Below are 13787 nucleotides of genomic sequence, written 5' to 3' on the forward strand. Positions count from 1 at the left end.
CCCAACAGCCGCAGGAGCGAGCTTGCTCGCGACAGATCTACGCCGCGATACCAATTCGAGGGCCGGGTGAGCGCTTCGCGAGCAAGCTCGCACCTACAGGATCAGGCCAGTGTTTGCAGGAACGCAGCGACCTTGGTCGCCGCAGACTCCAGGTGCTGCTCATGGGTGAAGCCTGAGGCCTTCAGGGGCTTGAGATCGTGATCAGCGGCCGCCAGCCAGTACAGCTCGATACTGGGCACCAGTGAGTAGGCTTCGACCGCCTGGCGATTGCCCAGGGCGTCACGCTCGCCCTGCACGATCAAGCTCGGCGTGGCCAGTTCGGCCAAGTGCGCCACCCGCGGCTTCTCAGGCTTGCCGGTGGCATAGAAGGGATAGCCCAGGCACACCAGGGCATCGGCAGCCAATTCATCGGCCAGCAAACTGGCCATGCGTCCGCCCATGGACTTGCCGCCCACCGCCAGAACCCCAGTGACATAAGGTCGCACCAAGGCATGCACCTCGCGCCAGCACTCCAGGAGTTTGGGTGCCGGGTTGGGCGGGCGCTTGCCGCCATCCAGGCGCCGCTGGGCCATGTAGGGAAACTCGAAGCGCAAGACGTTCACCCCATGCCCGGCAAGGCGTACAGCGATGTCGTTCATGAAGCCGCTGTCCATCGGCGCGCCGGCACCATGGGCCAGGATCAGGGTCGGAGCCTGCAACGGGCTGGCAACAGCGGCGACCTCCCATAACCAGCCCCGTTTCCGCACGCACTGCGCCCATTGATCCCCGTCAATACTGGCCTTGTGCTCATTGCTCATGCTTGCCTCGCTTTTAGTCTGCCTATAACTCCAGACGAAGTGAGCGCGCCTTGCCGTGCGCAGTCGCTTTCACTTCAGCTGAACCGTGGATGGGGAACCATGAACACTTCTATCAGTACCGCCTACAACTACAAGGTGGTCCGCCAATTCGCCATTATGACGGTGGTGTGGGGCATCGTCGGCATGGGGCTCGGGGTTTTTCTCGCTGCCCAGTTGGTCTGGCCTGAACTCAACTTCGACCTACCGTGGACCAGCTTCGGCCGTCTACGTCCGTTGCACACCAACGCGGTGATCTTCGCCTTTGGCGGCTGCGCACTGTTTGCCAGCTCGTTCTACTCGGTGCAACGCACCTGTCAGACTCAGTTGTTCGCGCCGAAAATCGCCGCGTTCTGCTTCTGGGGCTGGCAGTTGGTCATCCTCTTGGCGGCTATCAGCCTGCCACTGGGCTACACCAGCTCCAAGGAATACGCCGAACTGGAATGGCCGATCGATATCCTGATCACCATTGTCTGGGTGGCCTACGCCATTGTGTTCTTCGGCACCGTGATGCAGCGCAAGACCAAACACATCTATGTGGGTAACTGGTTCTTCGGCTCCTTCATCATCACCGTGGCCATCCTGCACATCGTCAACAACCTGGAACTGCCGGTCAGCTTCACCAAGTCCTACTCGGTGTATGCCGGTGCGACCGATGCAATGGTGCAGTGGTGGTACGGCCACAACGCCGTGGGCTTCTTCCTGACCGCGGGCTTCCTGGGGATGATGTACTACTTCGTACCCAAGCAGGCCGAGCGTCCGGTGTATTCCTATCGCTTGTCCATCGTGCACTTCTGGGCACTGATCACCCTGTACATCTGGGCCGGTCCGCACCACCTGCACTACACCGCACTGCCGGACTGGGCTCAGTCCCTGGGGATGGTGATGTCCCTGGTACTGCTGGCGCCAAGCTGGGGCGGCATGATCAACGGGATGATGACTCTCTCGGGTGCCTGGCATAAGTTGCGCAGCGACCCGATCCTGCGCTTCTTGGTGGTGTCCCTGGCGTTCTACGGCATGTCGACCTTCGAAGGTCCGATGATGGCGATCAAGACCGTCAACGCCCTGTCCCACTACACCGACTGGACCATCGGCCACGTTCACGCCGGCGCTCTGGGCTGGGTGGCGATGATCTCCATCGGCGCGCTGTACCACCTGATCCCGAAAGTCTTCGGTCGCGAGCAGATGTACAGCACCGGCCTGATCAACACCCACTTCTGGCTGGCCACCATCGGTACCGTGCTCTACATCGCCTCGATGTGGGTCAACGGTATCGCCCAGGGCCTGATGTGGCGTGCAGTCAACGAAGACGGCACCCTCACCTACTCCTTCGTCGAAACCCTGGTGGCCAGCCACCCAGGCTTCATCGTGCGACTGGTCGGTGGTGCGATCTTCCTCAGCGGCATGTTCCTGATGGCCTACAACACCTGGCGCACCGTGCGTGCCGCCGTGCCAGCCGAAGTCAACGCCGCTGCGCAGATGGCCTGAGGAGTCCGCCATGAAACACGAAACGATTGAAAAAAACGTCGGCCTGCTGATGCTGCTGATGGTCTTCGCGGTGAGCATCGGCGGTCTGACCCAGATCGTCCCGCTGTTCTTCCAGGACGTCACCAACAAGCCGGTGGAAGGCATGAAGCCCTACACCGCCCTGCAACTGGAAGGCCGCGACATCTACATCCGCGAAGGCTGCGTACAGTGCCATTCGCAGATGATCCGTCCGTTCCGCGCTGAAACCGAACGTTACGGTCACTACTCGGTGGCTGGTGAAAGCGTCTGGGACCACCCGTTCCTGTGGGGCTCCAAGCGTACCGGTCCGGACCTGGCCCGTGTCGGCGGCCGCTACTCCGATGACTGGCACCGTGCGCACTTGTACAACCCGCGCAACGTTGTGCCCGAGTCGAAGATGCCGGCCTACCCGTGGCTGGTGACAGCAGCGGTGGACAGCAGCCATACCGAAACCAAGCTCAAGGTCATGCGCACCCTCGGCGTGCCCTATACCGACGACGACATCGCCGGGGCCACCGCCTCGCTCAAGGGCAAGACCGAGATGGACGCCCTGGTGTCCTACCTGCAAGTGCTTGGCACTGCGATCAAGAGCAAGAGGTGAGCCATGGGTTTTGAACTCGATAGCGGCATGATCCGCGGGCTCGGGACCCTGGTGGTGATGATCGCCTTCGTCGGTCTGTCGATCTGGGTGTTCAACTCAAAACGCAATCCCGAGTTTGCCCAGGCACGCCTGCTGCCCTTCGCCGACGACCCGATGCCGGGTGCGGCACCGGCCGGCAATACAACTGATGACGCTCAACCTCAAGAGCCTGCAACAAGGAGCATTCGGCCATGACCACCTTCTGGAGTACGTGGATCTGCGTACTGACCATCGGCAGCCTGATCGGCCTGACCTGGCTGCTGGTCGGCACCCGCAAGGGTGAAACCAAGGGCAGCGTGGACCAGACCATGGGCCACGCTTTCGATGGCATCGAGGAGTACGACAACCCCCTGCCGCAATGGTGGTTCCTGCTGTTCGCCGGGACCCTGGTGTTTTCCGTGGGCTACCTGATCCTCTACCCGGGCCTGGGCAACTGGAAAGGCATTCTGCCGGGCTATGAAGACGGCTGGACCCAGACCAAGGAATGGGAAAAGGAAATGGCCAAGGCGGATGTGAAATTTGGGCCGATCTTCGCCAAATTCGCAGCCATGCCCGTGGAAGAAGTGGCCAAGGACCCACAAGCACTGAAGATGGGCGGACGCCTGTTCGCGTCCAACTGCTCGGTGTGCCACGGCTCTGACGCCAAGGGTGCCTTCGGCTTCCCCAACCTGGCGGACGACAACTGGCGGTGGGGCGGCAGCGCCGACACCATCAAGGCCACCATCATGGGCGGCCGCATGGCGGCCATGCCGGCCTGGGGTGAAGTACTCAAGGAAGCAGGCGTGAAGAACGTAGCGGCTTATGTCCGTCACGAACTGGCCGGCCTGCCCCTGCCAGCGGACAGCGACGCCGACCTGGTGGCCGGGCAGCAAGCGTTCAGCACCACCTGCGTGGCCTGTCACGGCGCCGACGGCAAGGGCACCCAGATCATGGGCGCGCCCGACCTGACCCAGCCTGCCGGCTTCATCTACGGCACCAGCCTGGCGCAACTGCAGCAGACCATCCGCCACGGTCGCCAGGGTCATATGCCGGCGCAGAGCGAACTGCTCGGCAATGACAAGGTGCAACTGCTGGCCGCCTACGTGTACAGCCTCTCCCACCACAACAGCAACAAGCCACAAGCAGAAAGCGACCAGTAAAAGATCAACGGCAAGCTGCGAGATTTCACTTGCAGCTTGCCGCTTGAAGCTTTCCCTCCTGCCTCTTTGCGACCAAGTGTCGCACCCCTCTCCCCCACCGCCTTTGCACTGATCCGAATCAGGTCTAAGCTTGCCCCGAAGTGGACTGGCAATGACCGGTCACAGGCCATCGGTATCCTTGACGTTCGAAGCTTTCGCTCGATGACAGGCCGCAAAGGCTGGTTTATACCGGCTGTCGACAGGCTTACCACCTGTCAGCTGATCCGCGGACTTCCACACACCCGGTTACAACTGACCTGACACCCCAAGTTTTTTGTCCACTGCGACATTTTGTCCGAGGGCAATTTTTGTCCCTACTCGGCATAGGGAAAGGCCGCAGAATCAGGCATGGAACGCATTGACCCAGGTCATGGCGCGTTGCAATGACCCCCTGCTTTCTCCATACTTGCGGCCGATTTTTATCCCTAATAAAACACCCAAACCGTGGAACCTTAGAATGAGCACAGCAATCAGTCCGACTGCTTATAACTATAAGGTAGTCCGCCAGTTCGCCATCATGACGGTGGTCTGGGGGATCCTTGGCATGGGGCTCGGTGTCTTCATCGCCTCGCAACTGGTCTGGCCGGAGTTGAACTTCGATCTGCCATGGACGACCTTTGGACGCCTGCGCCCGCTGCACACCAACCTGGTGATCTTCGCCTTCGGTGGATGTGCATTGTTTGCCACCTCTTACTATGTCGTGCAGCGAACCTGCCAGACGCGACTGATTTCCGACAGCCTTGCGGCCTTCACCTTCTGGGGTTGGCAAGCAGTGATCGTCGGCGCGATCGTGACCCTGCCACTGGGTTACACCACCACCAAGGAATACGCCGAACTGGAATGGCCCCTGGCTATCCTGCTGGCGATCGTCTGGGTCACCTACGGCCTGGTGTTCTTTGGCACCATCACCAAGCGCAAGACCAAGCACATCTACGTCGGTAACTGGTTCTACGGTGCCTTCATCGTGGTGACCGCGATGCTGCACATCGTCAACCACGCCTCCCTGCCGGTCAGCTTCTTCAAGTCCTATTCGGCCTATGCCGGTGCGACTGACGCCATGATCCAGTGGTGGTATGGCCACAACGCCGTGGGCTTCTTCCTGACCACCGGCTTCCTGGGGATGATGTACTACTTCGTACCCAAGCAGGCCGAGCGTCCGATCTACTCCTATCGCCTGTCCATCGTGCACTTCTGGGCGCTGATCACCCTGTACATCTGGGCCGGTCCGCACCACCTGCACTACACCGCACTGCCGGATTGGGCCCAGTCCCTGGGCATGGCCATGTCGATCATCCTGCTGGCACCCAGCTGGGGCGGCATGATCAACGGCATGATGACCCTGTCGGGTGCCTGGCATAAGCTGCGCACCGACCCGATCCTGCGCTTCCTGGTGGTGTCCCTGGCGTTCTACGGCATGTCGACCTTCGAAGGTCCGATGATGGCGATCAAGACCGTCAACTCGCTCTCGCACTACACCGACTGGACCATCGGCCACGTACACGCTGGCGCTCTGGGCTGGGTAGCAATGATCTCCATCGGCGCCCTGTACCACCTGATCCCGAAAGTCTTCGGTCGTCAGCAGATGCACAGCACCGGCCTGATCAACACCCACTTCTGGCTGGCCACCATCGGTACCGTGCTCTACATCGCCTCGATGTGGGTCAACGGCATTACCCAGGGCCTGATGTGGCGTGCAATCAACGATGACGGCACCCTCACCTACTCCTTCGTCGAAGCGCTGCAAGCCAGTCACCCGGGCTTTATCGTCCGCGCTCTGGGCGGTGCGTTCTTCGCCGCCGGCATGCTGATCATGGCGTACAACGTGTTCCGCACCGTTCGCGCCTCGAACCCGGCTGAAGCTGAAGCCGCCGCTCAGATCGCTGTAGTTGGAGCTCACTGATGAAGCACGAAGTAGTCGAGAAGAACATTGGCCTACTGGCCTTCTTCATGGTCATCGCCGTCAGCATCGGCGGCCTGACCCAGATCGTCCCGCTGTTCTTCCAGGACGTTACCAACAAGCCGGTGGAGGGCATGAAGCCGCGCACCGCGTTGGAACTGGAAGGTCGCGACGTTTACATCGCCAACGGCTGTGTCGGCTGCCACTCGCAGATGATCCGTCCGTTCCGCGCTGAAACCGAACGCTATGGCCACTACTCGGTGGCCGGTGAAAGCGTCTGGGACCACCCGTTCCTGTGGGGTTCCAAGCGTACCGGCCCGGACCTGGCCCGTGTCGGCGGCCGCTACTCCGATGACTGGCAGCGTGCGCACTTGTACAACCCGCGCAACGTGGTCCCCGAGTCGAAGATGCCGGCTTATCCGTTCCTCGTAGAAAACAAGCTCGACGGCAAAGACACCGCGAAGAAAATGGAAGTCTTGCGCACACTCGGCGTCCCTTACACCGACGAAGACATCGCCGGCGCTCAGGATGCTGTGAAGGGCAAAACCGAAATGGACGCGCTGGTGGCCTATCTGCAAGGCCTGGGCACCATCATCAAAAGCAAACGGTGATCTAGATGGATATCGGGATGATTCGTGGCCTGGGCACCCTTGTTGTGATGGTGGCCTTCATCGGCTTGGCGCTCTGGGTGTTCAGCCCCAAGCGCAAGTCCGAGTTTGAAGACGCGACCTTGCTGCCGTTCGCGGATGATCCCGACGCCATCAAGCACGTCGAGCAAGCTTCTAGGAGTAACAAAGAATGACTACGTTCTGGAGTCTGTACGTCACAGTCCTCAGTCTGGGTACCATCTTCGCCCTGACCTGGCTGCTGCTGTCGACCCGCAAGGGCCAGCGCACCGAGCAGACCGACGAGACGGTCGGCCACTCCTTCGACGGGATCGAGGAGTACGACAACCCGCTGCCACAGTGGTGGTTCATGCTGTTTGTCGGCACCATCGTCTTCGCCCTGGGTTACCTGGTGCTGTACCCGGGCCTGGGCAACTGGAAAGGCGTCCTGCCGGGCTACAACTACCTCGATAACGAGAAGCAGACCCCGTTTGCCAACGGCCAGCCCGGCTGGACCGGTGTGCATGAGTGGGAAAAGGAAATGGCCAAGTCAGACGCCAAGTTCGGTCCGATCTTCGCCAAGTACGCCGCCATGCCTATCGAAGAAGTGGCCAAGGACCCGCAAGCCCTGAAAATGGGCGGTCGCCTGTTCGCGTCCAACTGCTCGGTCTGCCACGGTTCCGACGCCAAGGGCGCCTATGGCTTCCCTAACCTGACTGACGCCGACTGGCGTTGGGGCGGCGAGCCGGAAACCATCAAGGCCTCCATCATGGGCGGTCGCCACGCGGTGATGCCGGCCTGGGTGGACGTGATCAAGGAACAGGGCGTCAGTGACGTTGCCGCTTATGTCCTGACCAACCTCGACGGCCGCAAGTTGCCGGAAGGCATCAAGGCCGACCCGGTCAATGGTCAGAAGCTGTTCGCCGCCAACTGCGCGGTCTGCCACGGTCCGGAAGGCAAAGGCACACCAGCCATGGGCGCCCCGAACCTGACTCACCCGGCAGCCTTCATCTACGGCTCGAGCTTCGCCCAACTGCAGCAGACCATTCGTCATGGCCGTCAGGGCGTGATGCCTGCCCAGGAACAACTGCAAGGCAATGACAAGGTTCACCTGCTGGCCGCCTATGTCTACAGCCTGTCCCACGGTAACAAGCAGGCCGACGCCGAGTAAGACCGACGCCTGAAAGCAATACCCAACGGCCCCGCCAATGAAAATTGACGGGGCCGTTTTGTTTGCGCCTTGCATCGGCTGGTGCTCGACGGTGGATCACCCTTCCCGGCAACCCGGTAGTAACCTTTCTAGAACAAGAAGGACTTTGAGGCCTGCGGAGTCCGCCTGATCACTCCCTGGAAGAATTGAACGGCGCCGCCTGCAAATGGGTCCATAATTCGTAAGTCAATTGATTCAAGTCATTACACCATCAGTTGATTTCCCCCAACGCGACCAAAGGTCGCACCCTTGCGCTAGAGCTACAGGCGTATCATTGCGCCACTGCAACACCCCTTTTGACCCCGGCCGGCATGTACTGGCCGAGGCATTTTTCCACTGCCGTGGGATGCAATGATGAGCAACCAGATTCCCGTACAAGACGTTACCCCGCCTGCCAAAAACGCGACCAACAGCGTCGACCTCTACGCCTCCAGGGAAAAAATCTACACCCGCGCCTTCACTGGCCTGTTCCGCAATCTGCGCATGCTGGGCGGCGCCGGATTATTCCTGCTGTACTTCGGCACCGTGTGGCTCAACTGGGGTGGTCACCAGGCCGTCTGGTGGAACCTGCCGGAACGTAAGTTCTTCATCTTTGGCGCCACGTTCTGGCCCCAGGACTTCATCCTGCTCTCGGGATTGTTGATCATTGCCGCTTTCGGCCTGTTCTTCATCACCGTCTATGCCGGACGTATCTGGTGCGGCTACACCTGCCCGCAGAGCGTCTGGACCTGGATTTTCATGTGGTGCGAGAAAGTCACCGAAGGCGACCGCAATCAGCGCATCAAGCTGGACAAGGCGCCCATGAGCGCCAACAAGTTCCTGCGCAAACTCAGCAAGCACAGCCTCTGGCTGTTGATTGGCTTCGTCACCGGCATGACCTTCGTCGGCTACTTCTCGCCCATCCGCGAACTGGTCATCGAGTTCTTCACGGGCCAGGCCGATGGCTGGTCGTACTTTTGGGTCGGTTTTTTCACCCTGGCCACTTACGGCAACGCCGGTTGGCTGCGCGAGCAAGTGTGCATCTACATGTGCCCCTATGCGCGCTTCCAGAGCGTGATGTTCGACAAGGACACCCTGATCGTGTCCTACGATCCGCGCCGTGGTGAAAGCCGTGGCCCACGCAAGAAAGGCGCCGACTACAAGGCCCAGGGTCTGGGCGACTGCATCGATTGCACCATGTGCGTCCAGGTCTGCCCCACCGGCATCGATATCCGAGATGGCCTGCAGATCGAATGCATCGGCTGCGCCGCCTGTATCGACGCCTGCGACAGCATCATGGACAAGATGGAGTACCCACGCGGACTCATCAGCTACACCACCGAACACAACCTCTCCGGACAGAAAACCCATAAACTGCGTCCGCGCCTGATCGGTTACGCCCTGGTGTTACTGGCCATGATCAGCCTGCTGGTCACCGCGTTCTTCATGCGCTCGCTGGTGGGCTTCGATGTCAGCAAGGACCGGGTGCTGTACCGCGAAAACTCAGAAGGCCGGATCGAAAACGTCTATAGCCTGAAGATCATGAACAAGGACCAGCGCGACCACACCTACGTGCTCGATGCCGCTGGCCTGCCAGACCTGAAGCTGCAAGGCAAGCGCGAGATCCACGTGGAGGCCGGCGATATCGTCAGCATGCCAGTGGAACTGTCCATCGCTCCAGAGCAACTGCCATCGACCACCAACGAGGTGAAGTTCATCCTCAAGGATGCCGACGATGACAGCGTCCACGTTGAAGCCAAGAGCCGGTTCATCGGCCCACAAATTCGTTAAGAGCCAAGAGAAGTGATCATGCCCGCAGCTACCACCACCAGCCCCTGGTACAAACACCTCTGGCCCTGGATCATCATTGGCATCCTCGCCTGCTCGGTGACCCTGACCCTGTCCATGGTGACCATTGCCGTGAACAACCCGGACAACCTGGTCAACGACAACTACTACGAGGCTGGCAAGGGCATTAACCGCTCCCTGGACCGTGAACTGCTGGCCCAGACCCTGAAGATGCGCGCCAACGTGCACCTCGACGAACTGACCGGCGAAGTGGAACTGCGCCTGAGCGGTAACAGCCAGCCCAAGACCCTGGAGCTGAACCTGATCTCGCCGACCCAGCCCGAGAAAGACCGCAAGATCGCCCTCACCCGCAGCGAAACCGAACAAGGTCGCTACATTGGCCAGTTGAGCGATCAGGTCGAAGGCCGGCGCTTCGTCGAGCTGCTGGGAGTCGAAGGCGACAAGACCTGGCGCATGTTCGAAGAGGAACAAGTCAGCCACGACAAAGACCTGCTGCTGGGCGATGAGCCGCTACAAGGGGCGGAAGACCTGAACTGAACAACACCTGTCGTCCATCGCCGGCCCGCCGCCCTCCCCGTCACCCGGGTTGCAGGCGACTGGCCGGCGATGAGTTTTTTCCCGACCACAAAGACCGCCGATGACCACGCCACTGCCCTGCTACCACTGCGCCCTGCCGGTTCCCACTGGCAGCCGGTTCACCGCCGTCGTGCTCGGCGAGCCTCGGGAGTTCTGCTGCCCGGGCTGCCAGGCGGTGGCCGAAGCCATTGTTGCTGGCGGCCTGGAGCATTACTACAGCCACCGCAGTGAAGCCTCGGCCAACCCCGAAGCCTTGCCTGTGCAGTTGCTGGACGAATTGGCACTGTACGACCGTGCCGACGTGCAACAGCCCTTTGTCCGCCACGAAGGCGAGCTGGCGGAAACCACACTGCTCATGGAAGGCATCAGTTGCGCCGCCTGTGGCTGGCTGATCGAAAAACACCTGCGCAGCCTGCCAGCAGTGGTCGAGGCCCGCCTCAACCTTTCCAACCACCGCCTGCATGTGCGCTGGGCCGATAGCCAACTGCCCCTGAGCCAGGTTCTCAGCGAACTGCGGCACATCGGCTACGCCGCCCACCCCTACCAGCCGGACCGCGCCTCCGAGCAACTGGCCAGCGAAAACCGCCTGGCCCTGCGCCAGCTGGGGGTCGCCGGACTGCTGTGGTTCCAGGCCATGATGGCGACCATGGCCACCTGGCCGGAATTCAATATCGACCTGAGCCCGGAGTTGCACACCATCCTGCGCTGGGTCGCACTGTTCCTCACCACTCCCATCGTGTTCTACAGCTGCGCACCTTTCTTCAAGGGCGCCATGCGCGACTTGCGCACCCGTCACCTGACCATGGATGTCTCGGTGTCCCTGGCCATTGGCGGGGCCTACCTGGCGGGAATCTGGACCGCTATCAGCGGTGTCGGCGAACTGTACTTCGACGCTGTGGGCATGTTCGCACTGTTCCTTCTCGCCGGCCGCTACCTGGAACGTCGGGCCCGGGAACGCACCGCGGCGGCCACAGCGCAGTTGGTCAACCTGTTGCCTGCCTCCTGCCTGCGCCTGGGCCAGGACGGCCAGAGTGAACGCATCCTGCTCACCGAACTGCGCCTGGGCGACCGGGTACTGGTGCATCCTGGCGCGGTGCTGCCGGCCGATGGCAAGATCCTCGACGGCCAGTCGAGCATCGACGAATCCCTGCTCACCGGCGAGTACCTGCCGCAACCACGCAGCCTGGGAGATAGCGTCACTGCCGGCACCCTGAACGTCGAAGGCGCGCTGACGGTGGAGGTTCAGGCCCTGGGCCAGGACACCCGGCTGTCCGCCATCGTCCGCCTGCTGGATCGGGCTCAGGCAGAGAAACCGCGGCTCGCGGAGGTCGCCGACCGTGCGGCCCAGTGGTTCCTGCTGTTTTCATTGATCGCTGCAGCAGCCATCGGCCTGCTGTGGTGGCAACTGGATGCCTCGCGCGCCTTCTGGATCGTCCTGGCCATGCTGGTTGCCACCTGCCCTTGCGCGCTGTCCCTGGCCACCCCAACGGCCCTGACCGCCGCCACCGGCACTCTGCACAAGCTCGGTCTGCTGTTGACCCGCGGCCATGTGCTCGAAGGCCTGAACCAGATCGACACGGTGATTTTCGACAAGACCGGCACCCTCACCGAAGGACGCCTGGCACTGCGCGCCATTCGCCCCTTGGGGCCGCTGTCCAGCGATGACTGCCTGAGCCTCGCGGCCGCCCTGGAGAACCGCTCCGAGCACCCTATTGCCCGGGCTTTCGGCCGTGCTCCAGTAGCGGCCGAAGAGGTCACCAGCAGCCCGGGGCTGGGCCTGGAAGGCCTGGTGGGCACACAGCGCTTGCGCATCGGCCAGCCGGCATTCGTCTGCGAACTCAGCGGTTGCCCGGTGCCCTCGATGCCCGATGAAGCCGGCCAGTGGCTATTGTTGGGCGACAGCCAGGGTGCCCTCGCCTGGCTGGTGCTCGATGACCGGCTGCGCAGCGACGCCCCAGCCCTCCTGGCCGCCTGCAAGGCTCGCGGCTGGCATACCCTGCTACTGTCCGGGGACAGCTCACCGATGGTGGCCAGCGTCGCAGCCGAACTACAGATCGACGAGGCCCGTGGTGGCCTGCGCCCGGATGACAAGCTGCAGGTACTGCAACAGCTGCATCAACAGGGCCGCAAAGTGCTGATGCTCGGCGACGGGGTCAACGATGTGCCGGTGCTGGCCGCCGCCGACATCAGCGTGGCCATGGGTTCGGCCACCGACCTGGCCAAAACCAGCGCCGATGCAGTGCTCCTGTCCAACCGCCTGGACGCACTGGTGCAGGCCTTCAGCCTGGCCCGCCGGACCCGCCGGGTAATCATCGAGAACCTGCTTTGGGCCGGGCTGTACAATGGCCTGATGCTGCCGTTCGCCGCCCTGGGCTGGATCACTCCGGTCTGGGCTGCAATCGGCATGTCCATCAGTTCCCTGACCGTGGTGCTCAATGCCCTGCGCCTGACCCGCATGCCGCAGTCAGCCGACAGCGCCGGCGCCCCCGAAACCCGCCTGTTGCCGGCCTGAGCCGCCGGGCCTGGAGTCCAGATGCCAGCTCTATATGTGATGATTCCGGCTGCCCTGCTGATCGTGGCCATCGCCATCTATATCTTCTTCTGGGCCGTCGACAGCGGTCAGTACGACGACCTCGACGGCCCGGCCCACAGCATCCTGTTCGACGATCAAGACCCTAGCCACACCGCAGCGGTGGACGAAGCCAAGGGCCAGCCAGGCAACGACGCCGAGCCGGTCAAGAAAGCGGAACCACCTCATGCTTGAGCTGGCTCCCCTATTGGTTTCGGCGGTGATCCTTGGCTTGCTGGGTGGAGGGCATTGCCTGGGTATGTGTGGCGGCCTGATGGGCGCTCTGACCCTGGCCATTCCCCAGGAGCAACGCAGCCGGCGTTTCCGCCTGCTACTGGCCTACAACCTGGGGCGCATCCTCAGTTATGCCCTGGCCGGCCTGCTGCTGGGCCTGGCTGGCTGGGCCGTGGCCAGCAGCCCGGTGGCGCTGTTCATGCGGGTACTGGCTGGCTTGCTGTTGATCGCCATGGGCCTGTACCTGGCCGGCTGGTGGAGCGGCCTGACCCGCATCGAAGGCCTTGGACGGGGCCTGTGGCGGCATATCCAGCCTGTCGCCAACCGCCTGCTGCCAGTTTCCAGCCTGCCTCGTGCACTGCTCCTGGGTGCGCTCTGGGGCTGGCTGCCTTGCGGCTTGGTGTACAGCACCCTGCTGTGGTCGGCGAGCCAGGGCAACGCTCTGGACAGCGCTCTGCTGATGCTGGCGTTCGGCCTCGGCACCTGGCCTGTGCTATTGGCCACGGGCCTCGCGGCAGAACGGGTCACCGCCCTGCTGCGCCGTCGCAGCGTGCGCATGGCCGGAGGGCTGCTGGTCATGCTGTTCGGCATCTGGACCCTGCCTGGTCCTCACCAGCACTGGCTGATGGGCCACTGATCCCAGGAAAGTGCCCGACTACAGGGCTTGCACGCCCCGTCGGCGCTACCTCAGCGGCTCCCGAACACCCTTGATACAAATCAAGATGGCCGCAGCCCTAACCCCCTAGACTCG

The 13787-nt window shown here is 62.1% G+C and carries 14 protein-coding genes; 13 read left to right on the forward strand and 1 reads right to left on the reverse strand.

Translation table 11 applies throughout. The annotated features are described in order from the left end of the window. Positions 1 to 101 precede the first annotated feature (101 nt). Positions 102 to 797 carry an alpha/beta family hydrolase gene (locus J5M73_RS22845; RefSeq protein ID WP_102863793.1) on the reverse strand — a complete coding sequence of 232 codons (696 nt, stop codon included), beginning with the start codon at positions 795 to 797 and terminating at the stop codon, positions 102 to 104. A gap of 99 nt (positions 798 to 896) precedes the next feature. Here J5M73_RS22845 and ccoN (J5M73_RS22850) point away from each other — a divergent pair, with 99 nt between their 5' ends. The 13 genes from ccoN (J5M73_RS22850) to J5M73_RS22910 all read left to right on the forward strand — a co-directional run bounded on the left by ccoN (J5M73_RS22850) (position 897) and on the right by J5M73_RS22910 (position 13673). Then, complete coding sequence (gene ccoN, locus J5M73_RS22850) at positions 897 to 2321, forward strand: cytochrome-c oxidase, cbb3-type subunit I (protein ID WP_102863794.1); 1425 nt, start codon at positions 897 to 899, stop codon at positions 2319 to 2321. A 10-nt stretch (positions 2322 to 2331) separates the two neighbouring features. Further along, positions 2332 to 2940 carry a cytochrome-c oxidase, cbb3-type subunit II gene (gene ccoO, locus J5M73_RS22855; RefSeq protein WP_102863795.1) on the forward strand — a complete coding sequence of 203 codons (609 nt, stop codon included), beginning with the start codon at positions 2332 to 2334 and terminating at the stop codon, positions 2938 to 2940. Between the two features lie 3 nt (positions 2941 to 2943). Continuing rightward, a complete protein-coding gene (locus J5M73_RS22860; protein ID WP_016967269.1) occupies positions 2944 to 3174 on the forward strand; it encodes a cbb3-type cytochrome c oxidase subunit 3 in 231 nt (76 codons plus the stop codon). Next, positions 3171 to 4118: a cytochrome-c oxidase, cbb3-type subunit III gene (ccoP, locus tag J5M73_RS22865; RefSeq protein WP_102863796.1), complete on the forward strand. Its 948-nt coding sequence runs from the start codon at positions 3171 to 3173 to the stop codon at positions 4116 to 4118. Before J5M73_RS22860 ends, ccoP (J5M73_RS22865) begins: the two co-directional genes overlap by 4 nt. A gap of 496 nt (positions 4119 to 4614) precedes the next feature. Then, entirely contained in the window at positions 4615 to 6057 is a 1443-nt protein-coding gene (gene ccoN / locus J5M73_RS22870) for a cytochrome-c oxidase, cbb3-type subunit I (protein WP_102863797.1), read from the forward strand. Further along, positions 6057 to 6665, forward strand: coding sequence for a cytochrome-c oxidase, cbb3-type subunit II (ccoO, locus tag J5M73_RS22875; RefSeq protein ID WP_102863798.1), 609 nt, complete (start codon positions 6057 to 6059; stop codon positions 6663 to 6665). Before ccoN (J5M73_RS22870) ends, ccoO (J5M73_RS22875) begins: the two co-directional genes overlap by 1 nt. 5 nt (positions 6666 to 6670) lie before the next feature. Beyond that, a complete protein-coding gene (locus J5M73_RS22880) occupies positions 6671 to 6856 on the forward strand; it encodes a CcoQ/FixQ family Cbb3-type cytochrome c oxidase assembly chaperone (protein ID WP_011060239.1) in 186 nt (61 codons plus the stop codon). Further along, positions 6853 to 7830, forward strand: coding sequence for a cytochrome-c oxidase, cbb3-type subunit III (ccoP, locus tag J5M73_RS22885; protein ID WP_102863799.1), 978 nt, complete (start codon positions 6853 to 6855; stop codon positions 7828 to 7830). Before J5M73_RS22880 ends, ccoP (J5M73_RS22885) begins: the two co-directional genes overlap by 4 nt. Before the next feature lie 393 nt (positions 7831 to 8223). Beyond that, entirely contained in the window at positions 8224 to 9639 is a 1416-nt protein-coding gene (gene ccoG / locus J5M73_RS22890) for a cytochrome c oxidase accessory protein CcoG (RefSeq protein WP_102863800.1), read from the forward strand. 18 nt (positions 9640 to 9657) lie between these two features. Further along, positions 9658 to 10194 (forward strand): FixH family protein, encoded by a 537-nt coding sequence (locus J5M73_RS22895; protein ID WP_102863801.1) that lies wholly within the window; start codon positions 9658 to 9660, stop codon positions 10192 to 10194. Between the two features lie 100 nt (positions 10195 to 10294). Then, on the forward strand, positions 10295 to 12745 hold the full coding sequence (locus tag J5M73_RS22900) for a heavy metal translocating P-type ATPase (protein ID WP_102863802.1): 2451 nt from the start codon (positions 10295 to 10297) through the stop codon (positions 12743 to 12745). A gap of 21 nt (positions 12746 to 12766) precedes the next feature. Next, a complete protein-coding gene (gene ccoS, locus J5M73_RS22905) occupies positions 12767 to 12997 on the forward strand; it encodes a cbb3-type cytochrome oxidase assembly protein CcoS (protein ID WP_102863803.1) in 231 nt (76 codons plus the stop codon). After that, complete coding sequence (locus J5M73_RS22910) at positions 12990 to 13673, forward strand: sulfite exporter TauE/SafE family protein (RefSeq protein ID WP_102863804.1); 684 nt, start codon at positions 12990 to 12992, stop codon at positions 13671 to 13673. Before ccoS ends, J5M73_RS22910 begins: the two co-directional genes overlap by 8 nt. Positions 13674 to 13787 lie beyond the last annotated feature (114 nt).

Source organism: Pseudomonas sp. 50_B, from assembly GCF_017491625.1.
Lineage (GTDB): Bacteria > Pseudomonadota > Gammaproteobacteria > Pseudomonadales > Pseudomonadaceae > Aquipseudomonas > Aquipseudomonas danubii.

Coding starts and splice junctions, on each gene's coding strand:
- J5M73_RS22845 (WP_102863793.1), bottom strand. CDS start 797: ATGAGCAATGAGCACAAGGCCAGTATTGACGGGGATCAATGGGCGCAG.
- ccoN (WP_102863794.1), top strand. CDS start 897: ATGAACACTTCTATCAGTACCGCCTACAACTACAAGGTGGTCCGCCAA.
- ccoO (WP_102863795.1), top strand. CDS start 2,332: ATGAAACACGAAACGATTGAAAAAAACGTCGGCCTGCTGATGCTGCTG.
- J5M73_RS22860 (WP_016967269.1), top strand. CDS start 2,944: ATGGGTTTTGAACTCGATAGCGGCATGATCCGCGGGCTCGGGACCCTG.
- ccoP (WP_102863796.1), top strand. CDS start 3,171: ATGACCACCTTCTGGAGTACGTGGATCTGCGTACTGACCATCGGCAGC.
- ccoN (WP_102863797.1), top strand. CDS start 4,615: ATGAGCACAGCAATCAGTCCGACTGCTTATAACTATAAGGTAGTCCGC.
- ccoO (WP_102863798.1), top strand. CDS start 6,057: ATGAAGCACGAAGTAGTCGAGAAGAACATTGGCCTACTGGCCTTCTTC.
- J5M73_RS22880 (WP_011060239.1), top strand. CDS start 6,671: ATGGATATCGGGATGATTCGTGGCCTGGGCACCCTTGTTGTGATGGTG.
- ccoP (WP_102863799.1), top strand. CDS start 6,853: ATGACTACGTTCTGGAGTCTGTACGTCACAGTCCTCAGTCTGGGTACC.
- ccoG (WP_102863800.1), top strand. CDS start 8,224: ATGAGCAACCAGATTCCCGTACAAGACGTTACCCCGCCTGCCAAAAAC.
- J5M73_RS22895 (WP_102863801.1), top strand. CDS start 9,658: ATGCCCGCAGCTACCACCACCAGCCCCTGGTACAAACACCTCTGGCCC.
- J5M73_RS22900 (WP_102863802.1), top strand. CDS start 10,295: ATGACCACGCCACTGCCCTGCTACCACTGCGCCCTGCCGGTTCCCACT.
- ccoS (WP_102863803.1), top strand. CDS start 12,767: ATGCCAGCTCTATATGTGATGATTCCGGCTGCCCTGCTGATCGTGGCC.
- J5M73_RS22910 (WP_102863804.1), top strand. CDS start 12,990: ATGCTTGAGCTGGCTCCCCTATTGGTTTCGGCGGTGATCCTTGGCTTG.